The organism is Streptomyces griseorubiginosus, from assembly GCF_017614965.1.
Taxonomy (GTDB): domain Bacteria; phylum Actinomycetota; class Actinomycetes; order Streptomycetales; family Streptomycetaceae; genus Streptomyces; species Streptomyces griseorubiginosus_B.
Window position 1 is genome coordinate 1 of record NZ_WVUG01000574.1, and the last position, 2,195, is coordinate 2,195.

The 2,195-nt window shown below is 76.0% G+C and carries 4 protein-coding genes; 2 read left to right on the top strand and 2 right to left on the bottom strand.

Annotation, left to right across the window (positions count from 1 at the left end):
• A partial coding sequence (locus tag GRC12_RS43765) for a DUF3515 family protein (RefSeq protein ID WP_208785994.1) occupies nt 1–459 on the top strand: 459 nt, incomplete at its 5' end.
• 22 nt (nt 460–481) lie between these two features.
• Here GRC12_RS43765 and GRC12_RS43770 read toward each other — a convergent pair.
• Entirely contained in the window at nt 482–1,687 is a 1,206-nt protein-coding gene (locus GRC12_RS43770; RefSeq protein ID WP_208785995.1) for an MFS transporter, read from the bottom strand.
• 9 nt (nt 1,688–1,696) lie between these two features.
• Nucleotides 1,697–1,969, bottom strand: a complete 273-nt coding sequence (locus GRC12_RS43775) for an acetyl-CoA synthetase (protein WP_308286768.1) — start codon at nt 1,967–1,969, stop codon at nt 1,697–1,699.
• Between GRC12_RS43775 and GRC12_RS43780 the strand changes: the two genes are divergently transcribed.
• The coding region (locus GRC12_RS43780) for a hypothetical protein (protein WP_439959958.1) at nt 1,956–2,195 on the top strand (240 nt) is incomplete at its 3' end. The genes GRC12_RS43775 and GRC12_RS43780 overlap by 14 nt on opposite strands.

Genomic DNA, 2,195 nt, shown 5'->3' on the forward strand with positions numbered 1-2,195 from the left:
GTCCTGGGGCTGGTTCTGGGGGGAGTGCTCGTCGTGCATGAGGTGCGGGCGAGTGGTCATGGGTTGCACGCGGCTGCCCGGGGCGACAGCGCTGCCTGTCGGCGGGTGGTGGACGGGTATCCCTCAGGGCTCGCGGGGCTCGATCGGGCCGATGTCGGGGTGCCCGGCGCTGCCGCGTGGGGCGACGGGGCGGTGACCGCGCGGTGCGGGCTGGAGCCGCCCGCCGCCACGACCGACGCCTGCGTGAACGTCGATGACGTCGACTGGGTCTGGCGGCCGACAGCGCACGACGGTCGCAGGGTGCTGGTCACGTACGGCCGCGACCCCGCTGTGGAGATCGAGATCTCCGACCGGGTCACCGCCGTCGACGACGTCCTCGTCGAACTCAGCGGCGCGGTACGGCCGCTCGCCCCGCACGCCCGATGCATCGGCGCGGACGACGTACCGACGACCGGCTGAGCGGAGCGGCCGGCCACCGCTGTCATGCGGCACGCGCGCCGACCCCCAGCAGCACCAGTGCCAGCGCCTGCACGCCCGCCACCACCGCGATCAGCGCAGGGATCGACGTGCCGTACAGCGCGCCGGTCAGCGCCCCGCCCGCCAGGCTCGCCGCGCCCACCACCCCGGCGAAGACGCCGTAGGCCGTCGCGCGCCGGCCCGGCGGCACCAGGTCGGCGACCGTCGCACGGAGGGTGGACTCCTGGATGCCCATGGCCGCGCCCCACACCAGGGAACCCGCCACCGCGAGCCCCACGGTCCGGGTGAACGCCAGCGCCGGGACCACGGCCGCCAGCACCGGCAGGACCACCAGCACGCGGGCTCCGTGACGGTCGTACAGCCAGCCGGTCGCCAGTGCGGCGAGCGCGTCGACGGCCATGGCGGCGGCGTACAGGACCGGCACCCAGGCGGCGGCCAGCAGATGCCGTTCGACCAGGTGGTACGAGAGCACGCCGAAGGTGGTGAAGCCGGCGGTGGTGGTGGCGGTGAATGCCGCGTACCTCCAGAAGGCGCGGGGGAGTCGGCTGAGCGCCGCGGGTGCGGACCCCGGGGTGGCGGACTCGTGCTCGTGGGGCTCGTGCTCATGAGGCGCGTGTTCCTCTTCGTACGACCGGGGGTTCGGGACCCTCGACCGCAGCCACACCAGCAGCACCAGCACCGCGACGCCGGGGAGGGCGAGGACGCCGAGGGCGGGGGCGTAGTCGCCGCCGGTGAGGGCGAGCACGCCGGCCACGACGAGCGGGCCGACCAGGGCGCCGACCTGGTCCATCGCCTCGTGCACGGCGAACCCGCGGCCACGGCCGGTCGAGGCGGTGGCATGGGAGAGGAGCGCGTCCTTCGCCGGGGAGCGTACGGCCTTGCCGACCCGCTCGGCGATCACCAGCACGCAGGCCGCCCACAGCGTGCCGACCACGCCCAGCAGCGGTACGGAGACGACCGTCAGCGCGTATCCGGCGATCGCCAGCCCCCAGAAGCGGCGGGTACGGTCCGCGAGCGGGCCGGAGACCAGCCGAAGCCCCAGCGCCGCCGCCTCCCCGGCTCCGGTCACCACGCCCACCACCAGCGCCGACGCGCCCAGCGACGCCAGCAGCGGGCCGGTGACCGAGCGGGCGCCCTCGTACACGAAGTCGGCGAGCAGGCTGACGGTCCCGAACCACAGCACGAACCGCCACGGGCGCATCGAGGTCATCCGGCGTGCCTACCCCTGCGTCGGGTACGGCACCACACTCACCTGCAGGGCGAAGACGGGCCGGGCCGCGCCCGCCACGTCCGCGGCCTTCGCCAGCGCGGTGATCCTCGCCGTACCGCCCCGGGTGCCGGCGCTGCGCAGCGAGGCATGCGCGGTGCCGTCCGGGTCCTGTCGCCAGCCGGAGACCACGACGAAGGCGGGGGCGGAGGTGCTCACGGCCGTCCAGCGGCGGTCGTCGACGCGGGGCCGGAGCACCAGCGTCACGACGGTGCCGGGCCGCACGCACAGCTTCCGCTCGACCGGGTCGCCCGGCGCGACGGTGACCTCCGCGTGCCCGGCGACGCAGCCCGCGGCGGAGGCGGACGCACCGGGGGACGCGGACCGGCTCCCGGAGGGGCTGGCCGGAGGAGTGGGCGAGGGGCTCGCGGGAGCGGTGGACGACGGGGCGGCCGACGGACTGGCGGGTGGTCCCGACGAACGGCCGGGGGACGGCGAAGCCGACCCGCCC

Coding starts and splice junctions, on each gene's coding strand:
- GRC12_RS43770 (WP_208785995.1), bottom strand. CDS start 1,687: ATGACCTCGATGCGCCCGTGGCGGTTCGTGCTGTGGTTCGGGACCGTC.